At 54.6% G+C, this 18176-nt stretch carries 17 protein-coding genes; 8 read left to right on the forward strand and 9 right to left on the reverse strand.

What is annotated here, in order from left to right; all coding sequences use genetic code 11:
* Positions 1 to 12: 12 nt before the first annotated feature.
* The 3 genes from J7382_RS17660 to J7382_RS17670 all read right to left on the reverse strand — a co-directional run bounded on the left by J7382_RS17660 (position 13) and on the right by J7382_RS17670 (position 3113).
* Positions 13 to 1134, reverse strand: coding sequence for an ABC transporter permease (locus tag J7382_RS17660; RefSeq protein ID WP_058239342.1), 1122 nt, complete (start codon positions 1132 to 1134; stop codon positions 13 to 15).
* Between the two features lie 93 nt (positions 1135 to 1227).
* Positions 1228 to 2169, reverse strand: a complete 942-nt coding sequence (locus J7382_RS17665; protein ID WP_209070313.1) for a sugar ABC transporter substrate-binding protein — start codon at positions 2167 to 2169, stop codon at positions 1228 to 1230.
* Positions 2170 to 2297: 128 nt separating this feature from the next.
* Positions 2298 to 3113, reverse strand: coding sequence for a MurR/RpiR family transcriptional regulator (locus tag J7382_RS17670; protein WP_209070314.1), 816 nt, complete (start codon positions 3111 to 3113; stop codon positions 2298 to 2300).
* A 91-nt stretch (positions 3114 to 3204) separates the two neighbouring features.
* Between J7382_RS17670 and J7382_RS17675 the strand changes: the two genes are divergently transcribed.
* Positions 3205 to 4332, forward strand: coding sequence for a Gfo/Idh/MocA family oxidoreductase (locus J7382_RS17675; RefSeq protein WP_209070315.1), 1128 nt, complete (start codon positions 3205 to 3207; stop codon positions 4330 to 4332).
* A 5-nt stretch (positions 4333 to 4337) separates the two neighbouring features.
* On the forward strand, positions 4338 to 5327 hold the full coding sequence (gene iolG / locus J7382_RS17680; RefSeq protein ID WP_209070316.1) for an inositol 2-dehydrogenase: 990 nt from the start codon (positions 4338 to 4340) through the stop codon (positions 5325 to 5327).
* Between the two features lie 121 nt (positions 5328 to 5448).
* Here iolG and J7382_RS17685 read toward each other — a convergent pair whose 3' ends face one another.
* From J7382_RS17685 to J7382_RS17695, 3 genes are read right to left on the reverse strand one after another with little or no spacing between them, the layout of a single operon-like run.
* Positions 5449 to 5844 carry a carboxymuconolactone decarboxylase family protein gene (locus J7382_RS17685; RefSeq protein ID WP_209070317.1) on the reverse strand — a complete coding sequence of 132 codons (396 nt, stop codon included), beginning with the start codon at positions 5842 to 5844 and terminating at the stop codon, positions 5449 to 5451.
* 11 nt (positions 5845 to 5855) lie between these two features.
* The gene (locus J7382_RS17690) at positions 5856 to 6143 is read right to left on the reverse strand and encodes a DUF1330 domain-containing protein (RefSeq protein WP_209070318.1); all 288 of its coding nucleotides are present in this window, start codon (positions 6141 to 6143) and stop codon (positions 5856 to 5858) included.
* A gap of 1 nt (position 6144) precedes the next feature.
* Positions 6145 to 6828 carry a GntR family transcriptional regulator gene (locus J7382_RS17695; protein ID WP_209070319.1) on the reverse strand — a complete coding sequence of 228 codons (684 nt, stop codon included), beginning with the start codon at positions 6826 to 6828 and terminating at the stop codon, positions 6145 to 6147.
* 106 nt (positions 6829 to 6934) lie between these two features.
* On the opposite strand from J7382_RS17695, the gene J7382_RS17700 reads away from it, so the two are divergent.
* Genes J7382_RS17700 through J7382_RS17720 form a run of 5 tightly spaced genes read left to right on the forward strand, consistent with a single transcriptional unit; the run spans position 6935 to position 11750 of the window.
* Positions 6935 to 7537 carry an amino acid synthesis family protein gene (locus J7382_RS17700; protein ID WP_209070320.1) on the forward strand — a complete coding sequence of 201 codons (603 nt, stop codon included), beginning with the start codon at positions 6935 to 6937 and terminating at the stop codon, positions 7535 to 7537.
* Positions 7509 to 8321 carry an alpha/beta hydrolase gene (locus J7382_RS17705; RefSeq protein ID WP_209070321.1) on the forward strand — a complete coding sequence of 271 codons (813 nt, stop codon included), beginning with the start codon at positions 7509 to 7511 and terminating at the stop codon, positions 8319 to 8321. Before J7382_RS17700 ends, J7382_RS17705 begins: the two co-directional genes overlap by 29 nt.
* Complete coding sequence (locus tag J7382_RS20150; protein WP_209070322.1) at positions 8314 to 9228, forward strand: flavin reductase; 915 nt, start codon at positions 8314 to 8316, stop codon at positions 9226 to 9228. The genes J7382_RS17705 and J7382_RS20150 overlap by 8 nt, the downstream gene beginning before the upstream one ends.
* A gap of 3 nt (positions 9229 to 9231) precedes the next feature.
* Complete coding sequence (locus tag J7382_RS17715) at positions 9232 to 10269, forward strand: LLM class flavin-dependent oxidoreductase (protein WP_209070323.1); 1038 nt, start codon at positions 9232 to 9234, stop codon at positions 10267 to 10269.
* Positions 10270 to 10286: 17 nt separating this feature from the next.
* Complete coding sequence (locus J7382_RS17720) at positions 10287 to 11750, forward strand: aldehyde dehydrogenase (RefSeq protein WP_209070324.1); 1464 nt, start codon at positions 10287 to 10289, stop codon at positions 11748 to 11750.
* Positions 11751 to 11930: 180 nt separating this feature from the next.
* Here J7382_RS17720 and J7382_RS17725 read toward each other — a convergent pair whose 3' ends face one another.
* Genes J7382_RS17725 through J7382_RS17735 form a run of 3 tightly spaced genes read right to left on the reverse strand, consistent with a single transcriptional unit; the run spans position 11931 to position 17106 of the window.
* A complete protein-coding gene (locus J7382_RS17725; RefSeq protein WP_209070325.1) occupies positions 11931 to 14399 on the reverse strand; it encodes an FAD-dependent oxidoreductase in 2469 nt (822 codons plus the stop codon).
* 9 nt (positions 14400 to 14408) lie between these two features.
* On the reverse strand, positions 14409 to 15584 hold the full coding sequence (locus J7382_RS17730) for a mandelate racemase/muconate lactonizing enzyme family protein (protein WP_209070326.1): 1176 nt from the start codon (positions 15582 to 15584) through the stop codon (positions 14409 to 14411).
* On the reverse strand, positions 15571 to 17106 hold the full coding sequence (locus J7382_RS17735; RefSeq protein ID WP_247745093.1) for a trimethylamine methyltransferase family protein: 1536 nt from the start codon (positions 17104 to 17106) through the stop codon (positions 15571 to 15573). Before J7382_RS17735 ends, J7382_RS17730 begins: the two co-directional genes overlap by 14 nt.
* 76 nt (positions 17107 to 17182) lie before the next feature.
* On the opposite strand from J7382_RS17735, the gene J7382_RS17740 reads away from it, so the two are divergent.
* Positions 17183 to 18094: a LysR substrate-binding domain-containing protein gene (locus J7382_RS17740; protein ID WP_209070327.1), complete on the forward strand. Its 912-nt coding sequence runs from the start codon at positions 17183 to 17185 to the stop codon at positions 18092 to 18094.
* Positions 18095 to 18176: the final 82 nt, after the last annotated feature.

Below are 18176 nucleotides of genomic sequence, written 5' to 3' on the forward strand. Positions count from 1 at the left end.
CTCAATTTCCCCTTAGCGTTCGCCGGTGATCATGCGGCGGATGTAGGTGTTCAAAATCACGGCCGCGAGCAGGATCAGGCCCAAGAACACCCGGAACAGCGAGCTTTCGACGCCAGCAAAGAACAGGCCTTGCTGCACCACGCCGAAGATCAGCGCGCCTAAGGCTGCGCCCAGAACGGAGCCGTAGCCCCCTGTGAGAAGCGCCCCACCAATCACAACGGCGATGATTGCTTCAAATTCTTTCAATAGGCCGCGGTCGGAGCCTGCGGAGCCAAACTCCATGACCTGACATGTGGCAAAAACCGTTGCGCAGAAGGCGGTGAACATGAACATCAGGATCTTGACGCGGTTCACGGGCACACCTGAGTTGCGTGCCGCTTCGGCATCGCCGCCTGCGGCAAAGATCCAGTTGCCAAATTTGGTCTTGGTGAGCAGCACATGGCCAAACACAACGAGGACCAGCGCCCAGACGATCAGCATTGGTACACCGTCAACAATGGGTTGGCCTTCACGAGAGCCGCGCGAAAAGGTCTCAATCAAACCGATGTCGCCGAGCCATGAAAAGAAGCCTGTAAGAATTTTGCCGCCAAACAGGAAAGCCAGCCAGTCGCCTTCTGCCGCGTCTTTGACGCCACCAATGATGGTTTTGCGTTCAATTGTTTGCGGGAAATAGATGGTGAACCCGCGCAAGATGAACAGAAATGCGAGTGTCACAATAAAGCTTGGCAAGCCTGTGCGGATCACAATGAAGCCGTTGAGCGCGCCAAGCGCGAGGCAGATTGCAAATGTGACAAGAATGGCCATCCAGACAGGCCAGCCCAGGGTGACCGAAAAGATCGCGATCATCATGCCGGCAAAGCCGATCATGGAGCCCACGGAGAGGTCAAATTCTCCGGCGATCATCAGCAGGCAGGCGCCGACCGCGATGATCATGAACTGGGCGGAAACCTGACTCCAGTTCAGCACCCCTTTAGAGGTGAACATGCCGCTGTCGAAAGCAAACAGCGCGAAGAAGACAAAAACAGCGACTGTACCAACGATCCCACCCAGCTCTGGGCGGATCAGCGCTTCGCGAAACTTGGAGCGGGATTTGATCCGCTCATCCGTCGCGGATTGTGTTTGTGCATTTGACATAGGGTGCCTCACGGGTCCTTTTCGAGGTTCGTCAGGATTTCAGATGGAATGAGGGCGGCCAAATTGCTCCGGCCGCCCTGCGGGAGGAAATAGTTAGCGGTATTCGCCAGCGAATTTTTCCACCATTTCCAGACCATCGACGGTTACGAAGCCGGGGCCGGAGTTGATGTTATTGCCAGGCAGAACGCCAAAACGGTGGTAGTTGGTCATCACAACCACTGGCAGATAGGCCTGCAAGAAGGGTTGTTGGTCGATGCCCCATTTGATGGCGCCGGATTTGATGCCCTTCACAATTTCTTCGCCAAGATCAAACGTGCCGAAGTAAATTTCGCCGCTCAAACCGTCTTCTTCCAGAGCCAGCAGAGTTGGGTCTGCAGATGTTGGGCCCAGTGTCAGGATGGCATCGGTTTCTGGATTGGCAGACAGATAGGCCTGTACTTTGTTTTTGATTTCAGACGGGTCCTGACCGGAGTCGATCATCTGGTTGCCGAGATCTACGCCCAGACCATCCGCAAAGCCCTGGCAGCGTTCGGTTGAGGCCGGGTTGGAGATGTAGTGGTTCACACAGAGGAAAGAGCCAATGCCATCACCCTTTGCACGCAAGCCCGCCGCATAGCCCGCATCATATTCCGGCTGACCCACATACATCAGCGCACCCAGTTCGCGCGCCTGATCAGGGGAGCCGGAGTTCATGATGATCACGTCAACACCAGAGTCGATCGCGGCTTGAATCGGGCCGGACAGAACATCGTAGTCCGCCAGTGTGGTGATGATCCCATCAGGGGAAGAGGCCGCAGCTTGCTCAATGATACGTGCCATATCGGCAAGGTCGCCGGTTGGCGGATTGCGATACTCCACCTCCACGTCCATGTGCTCACCTGCGAGTGCCAGACCGTTCTTGATCGTGTTCCACCAGCTGTCGCTGTCCGGTGCGTGGCTGACAAGAACGTATTTCTCGCCTTCGGCGGCTGCCGGTGCCAGAGCGCCAAGCGTGCAGACGGCTGCCGCCGCGACGGTGGTCAAAAGTTTCTTCATGATGTCCTCCCAATGACATTCACGGGCCTGTTGGCCCATGTAGCAATTGTGACGCGACTCACTGTCCTACGCGCCACAAAATGGAACATACATTCTATTTTGAGAAAAATCCAACATGAAATTCTACATTATGTATTTTTCTCCGCACCGATGGAGACCGCCAATGTGATTGCAAGGCTCAGGGTCGCTGACAGGGACCGAAAGGCTCCGAAGTCTACCTCTGAGACACACAATGGTAAGACACCTTGAAGTTGGATCGGGCTGATCAAAGTGTCTGTTATGGCCACAACAGGAATGTTTTGTTGGGCGCAATGTGTGGCCAAGGACACGGTATCTTCGGAATAAGGCGCGAAGGTGATTGCGATCAGCGCATCGCCAGGGCGTATGGCGTGCTGATGGTTGAGCTTTCCCGTGCCATCGTGAAGCATCGCTGGTATTTGCATTTTTTCGAAAGCATAGACCAGATAAGAGGCCACTGGAAAGGCCCGCCGCAACCCGACAACATGGATCATATTGGCCTTGCTGAGCTGGTTTACAGCGGCGTCGAGGCTTCGGGCATCAATGGTGTTGGTCAGGTTTTCAAGAGAAAGGCGACCGGCGTCGACAAACTCTGCCAAGAGCGCGGAGGGGCTGCCTGCGCCGCTTTCTCGCAAAGCGGACAGGCGACTTTCATAGTCGGGAAATCCCGTGGATACGGAGTCTTTGAAGAGCTTTTGCATCTCTGTATAGCCGCGAAATCCCATGACCTGACAGAAGCGCATCATCGCGGAAGGTTGAACCTGAGCTGCGGCTGCAAGCTCTGCCACCGTACAAAACGCGATGCGATCAGAGTGCGCTGATAAGTACTCTGCACATTGCCGCATCCGTTTTGGGAGGCTGTCTGAGACATCGCGCAGGCGCTGATGAAACATCTCGACATTTTGTGGCGCGGCTGGGTTTTGCATATTGGCTCCCGTAGGTCTTGACAGAATGGCTTTGTGCGACGATAGCCGATATGGAATTTTTATTCCATACTCTTGGAGGGGGGAATCACAGATGAGCGGTTCACTTGGTATTGGCCTCATTGGTACGGGCTATATGGGCAAGACACATGCTTTGGCCTATCGGAATGTGCATGCAGTGATGGGCGGGTTGCCTCCTGTCCGTTTGAAGACCTTGTGTGATACTCCGTTTGCCAAGGCGGAGGAAATGGCAGCGCAATTTGGCTTTGAGGCGGCCAGCGATGACTGGCGGAGTCTGTTGACTGATCCAGAGATAAACATTGTTTCGGTGACCACGCCCAATAAGCTTCACAAGGAGATGGCGCTTGAGTTGATTGCGGCGGGCAAACATGTGTGGTGCGAAAAGCCAATGGCGCTGACGCTTGAAGATGCGACCGAGATGGAAGCTGCGGCGCGTGCGGCGGGAGTGGTGACCCTGACGGGCTATAACTATGTCAAGAACCCGGTTTTCAAGCTGGCGCAGGAGCTGATTGCAGGGGGGGTGATTGGCACGCCTGTGCACTTCCGTGGTTGGGTGGATGAAGACTATCAGGCCGATCCCGGTCTGCCATGGACGTGGCGTGCGCGCATTGAAGATGCCGGTCTCGGAACGCTTGGCGATCTCGGCTGCCATTTGGTGTCTATGGCCTATGGTCTGTTGGGGCCGATTGAGAGCCTTATTGGGGATATGCAAACCGTACATGCCGCGCGCCCCATGCCGGATGGATCGGGGCATGGTGAGGTTGAAAACGAAGACACCGCCAGCGCATTGGTGCGTTTTGCCAATGGGGTGCAGGGGTCTCTTTCCACATCGCGCTCCGCCTGGGGGCGCAAGAACCGGCTTGCGTTTGAGGTGCATGGCTCCAAGGGGATGATCTGCTTTGATCAGGAGCGGATGAATGAGCTCCAGCTCTATGAAAACAGTGGCCCCAAGGCGCAGCAAGGGTTCAAAACCATTCTGGCAGGGCCGGAACATGCGCCCTACGGGAACTTCTGTCCGGCGGCGGGTCATCAGCTTGGCTTCAACGATTTGAAGGTGATCGAGGCGGCGGAACTCTTGGGGGCAATTGACGAAAGTCGCGCTGCTTACCCGGATTTCACGGCGGCACTGGAGTTCGAGAAGGTCATCCACGCCATTGCGGAAAGTGCACGGACAGGCACGCGCATCACGATTGGAGGATAAGGGACATGACATTGCGTATTGCAATTCTGGGAGCTGGGCGTATCGGGCAGGTCCACGCGCGGGCGGTGGGGGGCAACCCTCAGGCCAAGCTGGTTGCGGTGATGGATCTGTATGATGCAGCAGCGCAGGCATTGGCCGAGGGCTACGGCGCTGAGGTGCGCAGCATTGATGCCATTGAAGCGGCGTCTGATGTGGAGGCGGTGATCATCTGTACCCCGACCGACACCCACGCGGATCTCATTGAACGCTTTGCCAAAACTGGCAAGGCGATCTTCTGCGAAAAGCCCGTAGATCTGAGCGCAGCGCGTGTGCGGGCCTGTTTGGAGACTGTTTCGGAGACGGATGCCAAATTGATGATTGGCTTCAATCGTCGGTTTGATCCGCATTTTGGTGCTTTGAAGGCGGCCATCGATAGTGGCGAGATTGGTGATGTGGAGCAGGTCACCATTACCTCCCGCGATCCTGGTCTGCCGCCGCATGAATACATTGGCGTGTCAGGTGGTATTTTCCGTGACATGACCATTCATGATTTTGACATGGCCCGCTTTTTGTTGGGCGAGGAGATTGTGCAGGTCTATGCCACGGCTTCGGCTTTGGTGGATCCCAGTATTCGGGAGCTGGGGGACTATGACACGGCAACGGTGGTGCTGACGACCGCGTCTGGCAAGCAGGCCACGATCCTCAATTCGCGCCGGGCGACCTATGGGTATGATCAGCGCATTGAGGTGCATGGCTCAAAGGGGATGGTGCAGGCGGAAAATCAGAGGCCAGTCAGCATTGAGGTGGCCACGGCGGATGGATATACACGCCCACCGCTGCATGACTTTTTCATGACGCGTTACATTGATGCTTATGCGGCAGAGTTGAATGCGTTCATTTCTGCCCTGAATAGCGGTGAGCCTATGTCACCGGATGGCAGGGATGGCTTGGATGCACTGCGTTTGGCTGATGCTGCGTTGCAGTCTGTTGAAAGGGGCGCAGCTGTCACGCTTTGAGGTTGCACCAAATAAGCTGAGATATGTTGATACTGGTCCAAAGAAAAGGGATGCCGCAAGGCATCCCTTTTTTCGGTTTTGTGATGCTGGCCTTGCCATTTCGCCTGTGCGTTTTGGCGAATTATTTGTCTGTTGGAGTGGGGAGGAGATCGTGGTCTTCAAGAGCCTTTCGGGCAATGCGAAAGCACTCAACGCCTTGTGGTACGCCGCAATAGATGGCGATGACGTGAATGGCAGCGCGAATTTCCTCCATTGTGCAACCGTTTGAGATGGCCCCGTGCAGATGAAGCTCCCACTCGTGCATTTTGCCCAATGCGCCGATCATCGAGAGGTTCATCAGGGATCGTGTTTTGGCATCAATCGCATCATCGCCCCAGCCAAAGCCCCAGCACCATTCTGTCATGGCCTCTTGAAAGGGGCGATTGAATTCATCTGCCGCGGCGAGATTACGTTCCACATAGTCCGCCCCCAATGTGGCCTTTCGTTTTTCCAATCCTGTATCAAAGCGATCTGTCATGTGAGGTCCTTTCAATCCAGCGCAGCGATGAGTGCAATATCTGCTGTGCAGGCGTCGCTTCTTTTGGCGCGGGCGGCACGGTACAGTTCTGACTCGTAACAGGCGCGGGCGGCTTCCATGCTGTCAAATTCAATGATCACCCGTCTCTCCCAATCTGTCCCTTCCAGAGTTTCAGCCTCTCCGCGTGCCAGAAAGCGTGCGCCAAAAGCAACAAAGGCCTCCGGGGCGATCTCTTGATAACTTCGATAGGCGTCAGGGTCAGTGACTGTTACATTGGCGATCCAATAGGCTTTCGGCATCTCAGCGGTCTTTTTCTGCTGCAAGCGCGTTTTCAGCGATCTTGGTTGTGTCGTTCAGATGCGCATGAACTGCGGCCTCTGCGGCATCGGCATCTCCGGAGATGATGGCTTCGCAGATCGCTTTCATATGCTCTGGACCTGGGCGCGCGCGTTCGGTCGTACTCAGAGTCAGCATGCGCAGTCGGCTGATGCGTCCATTCAAACGTTGCACAATTTCCCAAGCGATATGGTGGCCCGCACCCTCAAAGATCTCTGAATAAAATTCCGCGGTGGCGCGAAACAGTGTGCCGGGAGTTTTGTCTGTGATGCCCTGCTTCAGATTGGATAGCGCCGTCTTAAGTCTCTGTGCTCTCTCTGGTGTGATTTTTTGTGCGCAAGTACGCGCTGCAGCGGTCTCCAGCATGCGTCGGATTTCGTAGATTTGTCTGGCATCCTCCCAGTCCATTGTGGCCACGATGGGGCCGCGCCCCGGGAGAATGTCAACGAGCCCCTCGGCTTCGAGGTAGCGAATGGTTTCGCGGATAACTGTACGGCTGACGCCAAGTTGCTCACACAGTGGGCGCTCCACCAACCGTTCGCCGGGTTTGAAGTGCCCCTCGATTATGGCTTCGCGCATACGGTCTTGAACCATGTCACGCAGCGTGGCTGGCGGCTGTTCAATTTTGGAGAGGGCAGTTTTCATCATGGGGTTGAAATAGCAGTGCCATGTTTGTGTGACAAGGTCTGATTGACTTACTGTATTCTGGTATACCATAGTACGGTATGAGAATCGTTGAGGGGAAAATATCTGTATGCCTGCCGAAATCCGCAAAACCCTCCTGTTTGTTGAAAACACCCTTATTGAAGGGGGAAAGGTTGTTGAGACGCCTTTGAAAATGATCGCAGCAATTGCCGTTATCAAAAATCCATGGGCGGGTATGGGCTTCGTAGAGGATTTGAAGCCTGGTATTTCGCAATGCGCGCCGGAGCTGGGTTCCCTCTTAACTGACATGATCCTTGATGCCGCTGGCGGCGGCGACAAAGTGGAGGGGTACGGCAAATCTGCGATTGTCGGAGTGAATGGGGAAGTTGAGCATGGCTCTGCGCTGATCCACACACTGCAGTTTGGAAACTTCTATCGCAATGCGGTTGGTGCAAAATCTTATTTGTCGTTCACGAATACACGGGGTCCCGCGAATGCCTCTCTGCAAATTCCGCTTATGGACAAGCACGATGGCGGCAAGCGGAGCCACTACCTGACAATTCAGACGCAAGTTGCAGATGCGCCAGCGCCTGATGAAATTGTGATTGCTCTGGGTGCGTCTATCGGTGGGCGCCCGCATCATCGAATTGGAGACCGATATCAGGATTTGAAGGAACTTGGGCATGACGTCGACAACCCTGCAGCTGTCTGAGCCTTACGGGGAGGTTGCGCTCTCAGTTGCAGGATCGGGGGAGCCTGTCGTCTTGCTACATGGTGTCGGTATGCAATCTGCGGCTTGGGAGCCTCAGATCGCCACTTTGGCAAAAAGCCACCATGTGATTGCGCTTGATATGCCCGGGCATGGTGGCAGTGCGCCTTTGCCTTCCAGCGCAAAGCTTCCTGAATTTGTAAGCTGGTTGGCGGCCGTCTTAGACGCTTTAGATCTGGGGGCGGTAAACCTTGCAGGGCATTCCATGGGAGCGCTTGTCGCTAGTGGTTTGGCGGTTTTGCACCCGAAAAAAGTGCGGCGCTTGGCTTTGCTGAACGGTGTTTTCCGTCGCTCAGTGGACGCGCGTGCCGCTGTTATGGCGCGTGCCAATCAGATTAGGGAAGGCGCGTTTGATTTAGAGACCCCTTTGGCGCGCTGGTTTGGCGACGGGGTGAACGATCAAGCGGCCTCTGCGCAGGTTGCCGGTTGGTTGTCTGAGGTGAACATAGATGGATATGCCACCGCATACAGTGCCTTTGCTTGTGGAGACGCGATTTTTGCAGATCGCTTTGGAGAGATCGCCTGCCCAGTGTTGACGCTGACCGGGGATGGGGACGTGAATTCCAGCCCGGAGATGTCGCGAGTTATGGCCGGTGCGGTTCAAAACGGTCGTGCAATTGTGCTCGACGGTCATCGGCACATGCTGAACTTGACCGCGCCGGAGCAGGTAAATGAGATCCTGCTGGACTGGCTTTCTTTGTCTGTGAGCGGAGGAGACAATGACTGAGATCGACGCGCGCGCCTTGCGCGATGCATTTGGGGCCTTCATGACGGGTGTGACCGTCGTGACCACCTGCCAACAGGACGGAACTCCCGTTGGATTTACGGCGAATTCCTTTACCTCTGTGTCGCTTGATCCTCCTTTGGTGCTTGTTTGTTTGGCAAATGCGTCGCGCAATTATGACGTTTTCAACGAGGCAGGAGGCTTCGCTGTGAATGTTCTGTCCGAAAGCCAAAAGGACGTTTCAAACACCTTTGCGCGCCCGGTTGAAGATCGCTTTGCGTCGGTTTCCTGGCAGCGAGGCCCGCAAGGATCGCCGGTGTTTGAAGGGGTGTCTGCCTGGTTTGATTGCGCAATGTTTCAGCGCGTTGAAGCTGGCGACCATTTGATCCTGATCGGTAAAGTGGAAGCTTTTGAAAACGCCACGCACCCGGGGCTGGGCTATGCGCGTGGGGCCTATGTCGCCCCGACTGTGCAGGCGGAAGCGCTGAAATCCGGTGAGCTATTTGTGTCCGCACTGATTGCGCATGAGGGGAAGGTGCTCCTTGTCGCAAATGACAAGGGGCAGTTGGGAGTACCCGAGGTGAAAGTGGGCAAGGAGGGGGCCTCCGCGGCTTTGAAACGGCTGATCAGCACCTCTGGCGTCGTGGCAGAGCCCGGTTTTATTTACTCGGTGTACGAGGATGCGGCTCGGGAGACGCAACACATATCGTTCCTGTGTCAGGCCGCACAGGATGGGGCGCTCTCAGGCATGTTTACAGAACTTTCCGAGACAACTTTGATGAGCATCACGGATCCGGCCGTCTGTACGATGTTGGCGCGTTTCGCCAGCGAAAGTCGCATGGGGAACTTTGGTGTCTACTACGGAAATCAGGTCAGTGGCGAAGTGCGCTCACTGGCATCAGGGAGCTAAGCTATGAAGTTTTCGCTTTTTGCCCATATGGAGCGTATCACGCCGGATCAGGACCAGAAGCAACTGTACAGTGAGTTTCTGGAGTTGTGCAAAATTGCCGACGACGGTGGCATGCATGCGATCTGGACAGGTGAACATCATGGCATGAACTTCACCATTGCGCCTAACCCATTTATAAACCTTGTGGACTTGGCGCGGCATACCAAAAATGTGCGGCTTGGGACGGGCACTGTCATCGCGCCATTTTGGCATCCTATTCGTCTGGCTGGAGAGGCCGCGATGACCGACATCATCACTGATGGGCGCCTGGAGCTTGGTATCGCACGTGGCGCTTACAGCTTTGAATATGAACGTCTCATGCCTGGCATGGATGCGTGGGAGGCAGGGCAGCGTATGCGTGAGCTGGTGCCCGCAGTGCAAAAACTCTGGGCGGGTGACTATGCCCACGAGGGAGAATTTCACAGCTTTCCAAAAACAACCTCTGCGCCACAGCCATTGCAGCAGGATGGCCCGCCGATCTGGGTGGCCGCACGCGACCCTAATAGTCATGAGTTCGCGGTTCAAAACGGTTGCAATGTGCAGGTCACCCCCCTGTGGAATGGCGATGATGAAGTTGAAAGCCTTATGGGGAAATTCAATGATGCCTGTGCAAAGTTCCCAGATATTCAGCGGCCCAAAATTATGCTGTTGCGCCATACCTATGTTGCACAGGATGCAGAGGACGCACAAAAAGGAGCAGCAGAATTGAACCGGTTCTTCAACTATTTCGGAGCTTGGTTCAAAAATGAACGGGAGATCGCACAGGGGCTGATTGCGCCTTTGAGCGATGCCGATATTGCCAGCCACCCCTTCTACTCTGCCGAAGGCATGTTGAAGAATCTTGTGGTTGGTACGGCTGACACTGTCATCGAGCGTATCCGAAAGTCTGAAGCATTGGGCTATGATGAGTATTCTTTCTGGATTGATAGTTCCATGAGCTTTGAACGGAAGAAGGCCTCGCTTGAGCGGTTCATCAAAGACGTTATGCCAGCGTTTCAGTAAAATCAGGGGTATGTGATATGCAGGAGTTTCAACACTATATCGCTGGACGGTTTTCGGATGGTGTGAGGCAGTTTGACAGTTTGGACCCCTCTACGGGCTCTGTTTGGGCGCGAATGCCTGATGCGGGCTTGGAGGGCGTAAACGAAGCAGTTGATGCGGCGGAACGCGCTTTTTTTGATGCGGAATGGGCCGGGATGCTGCCAACGCAACGCGGAAAGCTGTTGTATCGCTTGGCGGATTTGATTGGTGAAAACGCAGAGCGGCTGGCAGAGCTTGAAACAAAGGACACGGGTAAGATCATTCGAGAAACCTCTGCCCAGATTGCCTATGTTGCTGAATATTACCGCTATTACGCGGGGCTTGCTGATAAGATCGAGGGCGCACATCTGCCCATCGACAAACCGGATATGGAAGTGTGGTTGCGGCGCGAACCCATTGGCGTAGTGGCTGCCATCGTGCCTTGGAATTCCCAATTGTTTTTGTCGGCGGTCAAAATTGGCCCGGCGTTGGCGGCGGGATGCACGGTTGTCTTGAAAGCTTCCGAAGAAGGCCCGGCGCCTCTGTTGGAGTTTGCCAGGATTTTTGATCAGGCTGGATTTCCCAAGGGCGTTTTGAACGTCATCACAGGCGGAGCTGAAGTCGGGGCAACGCTGACGAGCCATCCCAAAGTGGTGCATGTCGCCTTTACCGGCGGTCCAGAGACCGCGCGCCATATTGTGCGAAACTCTGCGGAAAACCTAGCGTCAACATCTCTTGAGTTGGGCGGGAAATCCCCTTTCATCGTGTTCGAAGACGCGGACATCGACAGCGCCGTCAACGCGCAGGTGTCTGGTATCTTTGCGGCAACAGGGCAGAGCTGTGTTGCAGGGTCTCGGTTGCTGGTGCAGGCGTCCATCAAGGATGTATTTCTGGCGCGAATCAAAGAAAAAGCCGAGGCGGTGGTCATCGGGGCGCCCAATGATATGGCGACTGAGGTTGGCCCGCTGTGCACGGAACGCCAGCGTGAGACGGCTTTGCTTTTGATAGAGCGATCCCTTGCGCAGGGGGCGTCACTGATAACGGGTGGGGCGCCCTTGGAAGGTGATGGCTATTACTTTCCCCCTACGATCCTAGATTGTTCTGACGCGCGACATGCCGATAGTCTGACGCAAGAGTTTTTCGGGCCTGTGCTTTCTGTTGTGTGTTTTGAGACTGAGGCGGAAGCGGTTGAGCTTGCGAACAAGACACAGTTCGGCCTTGCTTCTGGTGTTTTTACACAAAACTTGACGCGCGCGCATCGTATGATCCGGGCGATCCGTTCCGGTGTCGTTTGGGTCAATACCTATCGCGCAGTGAGCCCTATAGCTCCTTTTGGAGGTCATGGCCTCTCCGGACATGGCCGTGAAGGCGGTTTGCAGGCCGCTTTGGATTATACCAAGGTCAAAACGGTTTGGTTGCGAACGAGCGACGAACCAATTCCAGATCCATTTGTTATGCGTTGACACTTTTTTGTGTGACGGTCGCTAGACGGTTGTGTCGCGGCGAACATCGCGGTGAAGCTCAAGTCTTGCTCCAAGGTAAAACAGGCGGGCTCAATCAGAAGTGGGAACTGACAGGGCTCCACGATTCTGATGGTTGCCGCTTCTTTTACCTTGGAGTGTTTCAGCATAGAGCTTGCTGCTTTAGCTGCGCATCCTTGCACCATCGGCATCATATGCCGGCGCACCCAGAATTTGCGCTTCAAATAAAGTGCCCAGTATTTCGACTTCAAGCGTGTTTCCGGGGGCTGCGTGTTCGGTTGAGACATAGCCCATGGCCATCGATTTTCCGACGCGGTGGCCATAGCCGCCAGAGCTTATGTAGCCCACGGCTTCACCCTCTTTGAGAATGGCTTCATCGCCGGAGACGTCGATGCCATCAACGTCAATGATCATGGTCACCAACTTCCGCTTTACCTTTTCCTCGCGCAGCTTCAGTGTGGCAGCCTTGCCGACGAAGTTCTTTTTCCAGTTGATAAACGCCTCCATGCCGCTCTCAAGAGCGTTGAAATCGGGGCGAAAATCGGTGGTCCAGACACCCCACCCCTTCTCTAGGCGCAATGACATGAGCGCGCGCGCGCCATACCAGCGGTAGCCGAGATCCGCGCCAGCCTCTTCGATCGATTCTGCGAGGCGCAGCAGATACTGCGGTTTGCAGTAGATCTCGTAGCCCAGTTCGCCTGAAAACGAGATCCGGTTCACTATGACGGGAACGCCAGCGACAAAGGTTTGGCGTAGATCCCGGAATTCGAAGGCAGCGGCGCTGACATTCTCACGGGTGATGCGGGATAGCAATTCACGTGATTTCGGCCCGGACAAGGCGACGCCATGCCAGTCGTCAGAGACGTTTTGATAGGCGACACTCTCAGGCAGGTCCTTCTCGAACCAACGGCGGTGTGCCTCCTGCATTGCGCCTGAGCCAAATAGGATGAAGTGATCTTCGGCCAGACATGCAACGGTGAGGTCACCGTAGAGGCGACCTTTCTCCGTCAGCATCGGAGTGAGCGTTAGGCGACCCGGCTTGGGAATGTAGCCAGCCAATGTGCGATCCAAATAAGCGCGCGCGCCCGCACCTTTAAATTCGTGTTTCGCAAAATTTGCGATCTCTATGCCACCAACGGCGCTTTGAACGGCCTTCACCTCGCGCGCTACATAGTCAAAGGATCGGTTGCGCTCAAAGGTGGGCTCCTCGTGAGCGTCTTGATCGCTATTTGCAAACCACTGTGCGTTTTCTAAGCCAAAGCCCTGGTCCATAACCGCGCCTTTCGCCACCAGCCTGTCGTAGAGCGCTGTGGTTTTTTGCAGGCGACCTTTGGGCAGGGTTTCGTTCGGGAAAGTCATGACAAAGCGGCGTTCATAGTTTTCCGCTGATTTGATGGTTCCCCAGTCTGGGGTCGCGAATTCGCCAAAGCGGGCAACATCCATCGCCCATACGTCGATGGAGGGCTCTCCATCAATCATCCATTCCGCCATGGTCAGGCCCACGCCGCCCCCTTGGCAGAAACCAGCCATGACACCAACCGCGACCCAGTAGTTTTTCATGCCCGGCACAGGGCCGATCATTGGGTTGCCATCGGGGCCGAAGGTGAACGGACCGTTGATCATGTCCTTGATCCCGGCATTTCCGATGGCTGGGATGCGTTCAAACGACATTTCCAGGCGGTCTGCAATGCGGTCGAGATCCGGTTGCAGCAGTTCGTGCCCAAAGTCCCAAGGCGTGCCTTCGATCTTCCAGGGAGTGGATTTTGGCTCATAGGTGCCAAGAAGCATGCCTTGACGCTCCTGACGAAAATAGATGTTCGCTTCATAGTCGATGCCTGCAGGCAAGCGGCCAACTTCTCCCATGCTGTTCATACGGTCCGCGATCTCAGGAATGGTTTCTGTGATCAGATAGTGGTGTTCCATCGGCTGTACCGGCAGATGGATGCCTGACATGCTGCCAACTTCACGTGCCCAAAGGCCGCCACAGTTCACAACATGCTCTGCGTTGATCGTACCTTTGGGAGTGGTCAAATCCCAGCTTCCGTCTGTGCGTTGTTTCATGGCGGTGACGCCACAATGTGTGAAGTATTGTGCGCCATGGTGACGGGCAGATTTGGCAAAAGCATAGGTCGCTCCGGATGGATCCACATCGCCGTCCTGCTCGTCCCAAAGGGCTGCATGATAGTGCTTTGGGTCAATAAGCGGGTGGCGTTCGACCAATTCGGAAGGGGAAATAAATTCTTGATGCAGTCCCATATAGCGGGCTTTTGAGCGTTCGCGTTTGAGATAGTCGTACCATTCTTTGGTCGAGGCTGCGTAGAAGCCCCCCGTGATATGAAGACCGACAGAGTGACCAGAGGTCTCTTCGATCTCTTTATACAAATCAATGGTGTAAGACTGCAGGCGAGAGATATTGGGATCTGAACTGATGGTGTGAATTTGGCCTGCTGCGTGCCAGCTTGAACCGGAAGTCAGCTCATTTCGTTCTAATAAGACAGCGTCTTTCCAGCCGAATTTGGCAAGATGGAATAGAATAGAACAGCCGACAACACCGCCGCCAATCACCACAACTTTGGCGTGGGAGGGCAGTTTTTTGGTTCCAGTGCTCTCGTCTTTTTGAATCTCAGGCATAATTGTTCCTCAGTTCAGGGGCAGCCGGCGGAAACGGCCGGGCATTGCGGGGTCATAGAAATGATCAAGTGGTCCGTTTTGGACCAAATGATTGTGCCAGTGGTTCAGCGCCTCACGATCCAGAGACACACCTAAGCCAGGCCCTTCGGGTACGGCGATCACATCGTTTTTTTGTTGGAAAGGGCCGCCTTCGATCACATCTCCGATTTGCCAACGGAAGAGCGATTGACTGGGTTCTGAAATCCACGGCATGGCGGCTGACATGTGTAAGTATCCAGCGGTTGTGATGCCAGCATCGCCAGAATAACACCAAAACCCAATGCCCATCGCCTCACAGGCTCCGATAAAACGAACAGCGCGTGCAATGCCGCCCAAAACGGCAAAGTTTGTGACGATGTAGGCAGGCCCGCGCGTGGCCACAGCTTTGCGGATATCCGGCGTATGAGTTGAAATTGGAATGGTGAAGTGGCGCCTTAGCTCTGCCATTTCTTCGAATGTTGCAACGGGGTCTTCATAATTGCGTATGTTGTACGGCTCGATTTCGCGGAAAAGACGGAAAGCTGTGGGTAGGGAATATTGCATATTGCTGTCCAGGCGCAGCATTGCCTTGCGGCCCAGCGTTTCGCGTAGTGCTTTGACGGTATCGATCTCCAGCTCAGGCTCGCCCAAGATCAGTTTGCCTTCGAACATGGTCGAGCCATGCTCTTCGGACATGCGCGCGCAGTAATTCGCGACTTCTTGTGGTTCTGTCTCTCCGCCAACACGATAACCGAAGTATTCGGTGAAGGGGATTTCCTTGCGCACGGCCCCCCCGAGCAGGCGGTAAAGCGGCTCACCGGCGACTTTGCCACGGATGTCCCAGAGAGCGATTTCAATGGCGCCAAATGCTTTTACGACAGAGCTATCATCCGTGTTCTGTACGATTTGCCAAGGTGGCACGCAGAGGCTTTCACAGGTGGCGACATCCAGCGGGTCGGCGCCAATCAGGCGCTCCCCCATCGCGCGGATACTTTCCAATACGTCGATTGAAGGCGCTTCGCCCAGTCCGACGATGCCCTGATCTGTCTCGACTTCAATGATGGTCTTTGAGGTGCCCGGATAGTAGCCGCCAGTCCACCACATGGGTTTTTCCAGAGGTATGTTCACCGGTGTCGCCCGCAAGCCAGTGATCTTAATACCAAGCATCAGGAATAACCTCTTTGCGCATGGCGACATAGGCTTCAAGTTCTTCGCGTTTTGCTTCGTCCAATTCCGGTTTCTGATAATCGGTTAGCATTTGCTTCCAGCGTTCGCAGGCTCGGGTTCGCATATCTTTGGAGCCGCGCTCTTCCCAGTTTTCAATGTTTTCGCTGTCAGAGAGCTTTGGCTCATAAAATGCGGTTTGATAGTGTCGCATGGTGTGTGCTGTCCCTAGAAAGTGGCCGCCAGCTTCAACTTCGCCGTAGGCATCTCTGGCAAAACTTTCGTCACAGGTATCCAATCCCTGGCCCAATATTTTTTGATAGGAGCCGAGGCGATCTGCGTCCATGACAAGCTTTTCGTAGCCAGTCACCAAGCCACCTTCGAGCCAACCCGCAGCGTGCAGAACATAGTTCGCCCCTGCCAACATCGTGGAATGCATAGAGTCGGCGCTTTCATAGGCAGACTGGCTGTCTTCTATTTTTGAAGCCGTGAGTGAGCCTCCGCACCTCAAGGGTAGTCCGATCCGGCGCGCCAACTGTCCGATTGCGTAGTTTGAGATGACGGGTTCCGGCATGCCAAAAGTTGGCGCGCCGGTTTTCAGAGACATTGACGATAGGAAGTTGCCCATCACGAAAGGGGCGCCCGGCCGTATCAGCTGTGTATAGGCACAGACGATCATGACTTCGGCCATGGCCTGAGCAACGGCCGCCGCTGTAGATACAGGCCCCATGGCGCCTGTCAGAATGAAGGGAACCGTGATGACACCTTGTCCACGTGCTGCGTATACGCGAATGGCCTCTGTCACCACGCGGTCCACCAAGAGTGGAGAGTTGGTATTGATATTGGCCATTATCACGCAATTTGCATCCACAAAATCGCTACCAAAAATGATGTCCATCATGTCCATACTGTCTTGAGCGCGGCTCATTTCCGTTATGGCGCCCAAGTGCGGTTTGTCACTGAGCGTGATATGTGCCATCAGCATGTCAAAATGGCGCTTGGACACAGGCACGTCGGTGGGCTCACAGGTGACAAAGCCGCCATGGTGCAGGTTTGGATGCATGTAGGTGAGTTTCACCAGTTCTTCGAACGAAGCCATGTCACCGTAACGGCGTCCCCGTTCTAGATCGCGGACAAACGGTGATCCATAGACAGGCGCAAAGACCTGATTGGTGCCCCCGATGGTGACAGAACGGTCTGGATTCCGCGCAATTTGCGTAAATTCGCGGGGGGCTTTTGTGCACAAAGAGCGTATCCACTTGGCATCAGCACGCACGAGATCGCCCTCTACGCGTGCACCTTCTCGCCGCCACAAGTTTAGCGCTTCGGCGTCATCGCGAAAAGCAATGCCGACATCTTGCAGAAGCCAATCAACTTGCGCCTCCAGACGCACAAGGTCTTCTTCGTTGAGTGGGTCGAAAAATGCCAGTTTGCGCTGAATGTACGGGGATGTAAGGATTCGACTGGTTTCTGAATCGCGTGATCGAGACTTTCGTGTGCGCCGCGCCATGATGCTCTTCTCCATATTGAGCTTCATTACTAACGATTCAAAATTTGCCTGTGACGCTTGAAAATATATATGCTTTGCATAATCTGAATTTATGCAAGAGCTCTGGAAACAACTTGGCTCGCCCAGACATTTGGTTGTCTTTGAGGCGGCTGCAAGACTGCAGTCCTTTACCAAGGCTGCGCAGGAACTAAACGTGCAGCAACCGGCTGTGAGCGTGTCTATCCGACGCCTTGAAGAAGGGTTGGGGACTGCGCTTTTTACGCGCAAGCATCGGCAAGTTGTGCTGACGGGCGCGGGGCAGCGGCTTTTGTCTGATGTAACGCGCAGTTTTGAACATCTCGCCCTGTCGGTTGCATCTATTCAACAACTCAGTCAGGCCGGATATGTCACGCTAAGTGCGTCGACGGCTTTTAACAATTATTGGATTATGCCGCGCCTGGCTGAATTGCAGAAACACCACCCCGGAGTTGATTTGCGATTGCAATCCAGTGATCGCGAACCTGACATAGATGCGGAAAACATAAGCCTTGCGGTGCGTTTGGGGAATGGAGTCTGGCCGGAATACGAGAGCGCTTTTATTTCTAGAGAAGTTATTTATCCGGTGGCATCACCAGGGGTCATGAAAGAAGTTTCGACTTGTGGTGACGTCTCCGCTCTTCTTGGCCAAAGGTTCGTGCATTTGGAAGAACCCATACGGCAACGTCCCAGTTGGACCGATTGGTTTGAGAATTTCTCAGTCAAATCTGGAGTGCCTAAAACGGGCTTGCGTCTGAATGACTATGCATTGGTTCTGCAAGCGGCCATGGCGGGCGAAGGGATTGCTTTTGGTTGGAAGCATTTGACGGATCGGCTTGTTGGTCAGGGTATTTTGGCTGCCCGGCAGGAATGGTCATGGACCACAGGCAAGGGATTTTATCTTGTCTGGTCGAAAAAAAAGCCACTTTCAGCCGATGCTCAAAAAGTCAGGGATTGGGTTTTGGACAATGCCGGTCACGTATATTGAGTGGATGCTACGTGTATTTTTCTTCGATCAAACACAAGCATTGAGGACACTCTCGCGAAAATGTGACGCGGGTTACATTGAG

The organism is Shimia sp. R11_0, assembly GCF_017744035.1.
Classification (GTDB): Bacteria; Pseudomonadota; Alphaproteobacteria; order Rhodobacterales; family Rhodobacteraceae; genus Shimia; species Shimia marina.

Excerpts from the sequence above, each read along its gene's own strand:
- J7382_RS17660 (WP_058239342.1), bottom strand. The coding sequence starts at position 1,134 with ATGTCAAATGCACAAACACAATCCGCGACGGATGAGCGGATCAAATCC.
- J7382_RS17665 (WP_209070313.1), bottom strand. The coding sequence starts at position 2,169 with ATGAAGAAACTTTTGACCACCGTCGCGGCGGCAGCCGTCTGCACGCTT.
- J7382_RS17670 (WP_209070314.1), bottom strand. The coding sequence starts at position 3,113 with ATGCAAAACCCAGCCGCGCCACAAAATGTCGAGATGTTTCATCAGCGC.
- J7382_RS17675 (WP_209070315.1), top strand. The coding sequence starts at position 3,205 with ATGAGCGGTTCACTTGGTATTGGCCTCATTGGTACGGGCTATATGGGC.
- iolG (WP_209070316.1), top strand. The coding sequence starts at position 4,338 with ATGACATTGCGTATTGCAATTCTGGGAGCTGGGCGTATCGGGCAGGTC.
- J7382_RS17685 (WP_209070317.1), bottom strand. The coding sequence starts at position 5,844 with ATGACAGATCGCTTTGATACAGGATTGGAAAAACGAAAGGCCACATTG.
- J7382_RS17690 (WP_209070318.1), bottom strand. The coding sequence starts at position 6,143 with ATGCCGAAAGCCTATTGGATCGCCAATGTAACAGTCACTGACCCTGAC.
- J7382_RS17695 (WP_209070319.1), bottom strand. The coding sequence starts at position 6,828 with ATGATGAAAACTGCCCTCTCCAAAATTGAACAGCCGCCAGCCACGCTG.
- J7382_RS17700 (WP_209070320.1), top strand. The coding sequence starts at position 6,935 with ATGCCTGCCGAAATCCGCAAAACCCTCCTGTTTGTTGAAAACACCCTT.
- J7382_RS17705 (WP_209070321.1), top strand. The coding sequence starts at position 7,509 with ATGACGTCGACAACCCTGCAGCTGTCTGAGCCTTACGGGGAGGTTGCG.
- J7382_RS20150 (WP_209070322.1), top strand. The coding sequence starts at position 8,314 with ATGACTGAGATCGACGCGCGCGCCTTGCGCGATGCATTTGGGGCCTTC.
- J7382_RS17715 (WP_209070323.1), top strand. The coding sequence starts at position 9,232 with ATGAAGTTTTCGCTTTTTGCCCATATGGAGCGTATCACGCCGGATCAG.
- J7382_RS17720 (WP_209070324.1), top strand. The coding sequence starts at position 10,287 with ATGCAGGAGTTTCAACACTATATCGCTGGACGGTTTTCGGATGGTGTG.
- J7382_RS17725 (WP_209070325.1), bottom strand. The coding sequence starts at position 14,399 with ATGCCTGAGATTCAAAAAGACGAGAGCACTGGAACCAAAAAACTGCCC.
- J7382_RS17730 (WP_209070326.1), bottom strand. The coding sequence starts at position 15,584 with ATGCTTGGTATTAAGATCACTGGCTTGCGGGCGACACCGGTGAACATA.
- J7382_RS17735 (WP_247745093.1), bottom strand. The coding sequence starts at position 17,106 with ATGGAGAAGAGCATCATGGCGCGGCGCACACGAAAGTCTCGATCACGC.
- J7382_RS17740 (WP_209070327.1), top strand. The coding sequence starts at position 17,183 with ATGCAAGAGCTCTGGAAACAACTTGGCTCGCCCAGACATTTGGTTGTC.